At 47.6% G+C, this 762-nt stretch carries 2 pseudogenes; both read right to left on the bottom strand.

From position 1 onward, the window contains the following. A pseudogene (gene ywpJ, locus ACWHAR_RS26305) lies at positions 1-521 on the bottom strand (phosphatase YwpJ); the annotation flags it as partial. Between the two features lie 5 nt (positions 522-526). Next, a pseudogene (glcR, locus tag ACWHAR_RS26310) lies at positions 527-762 on the bottom strand (transcriptional regulator GlcR); the annotation flags it as partial.

A 762-nucleotide genomic window follows, 5' to 3' on the forward strand; every position in this document is an offset into this window, starting at 1 on the left:
CCGAGAATATTATAAAAATCGATTGGCTGATCGGCTTCAAACAGCTCTTGAAAGGAGTTAATGTAAGCAAAGCCCGATTGGCTGTATTGCACCTCGGCCGCCTGCTTAAGGACAGAAAGATCCGCTTCCGGATTTGCGCTTCTGAATCTGTCGAGCTCAACATCAAGAAGTTCTCTGCCGTTTTGCGGTGTATAAATCGCTGAACCTGTGAATACCTCATAATAATAGTTTTCCGACTCAAGCCATGAGAGAATGTCATACGCCCGTTTCTTATCAATCGTTTCGTGATGATAAAGCCTGCCGTCGGGATCGTGAATGACGGCGCCGTTTGCACTGATGACCCATGTTTTGATCCCCAGCGGTTCAAAGATTGACATGACGTCAAAATGAGCGCGCCCAGTTGACACCACCACTTCAATGCCGTCCCGCTGCGCCTGCCGCAGTGCGTTTTCATTTTCCAAGCTTACCTGATGCTTGCTGTTGAGTAAGGTTCCATCTAAGTCAATCGCAATTAATTTCACGTTTGTCAGTCCTTTCCTTCATCCTGCTCTGTCACGAGAAGCTCAACGCCGTTTCGGTCAAGCAAGTCACAAAATGCCTGATTCGGCAGCCTGTCTGTAATCAAGAGGTCGATTTCATTCAGCTCCGCATACTGATAAAAACTGGTGCTGCCCAGCTTAGAATGGTCTGCAAGCGCGATTACCTGCTTTGCCTGCTGTATCATTTTCCGCTTCACCATGCCATCCTCTTCATGCGTAATTG

The sequence above is a fragment of the Bacillus sp. LR--39 genome (assembly GCF_053613335.1).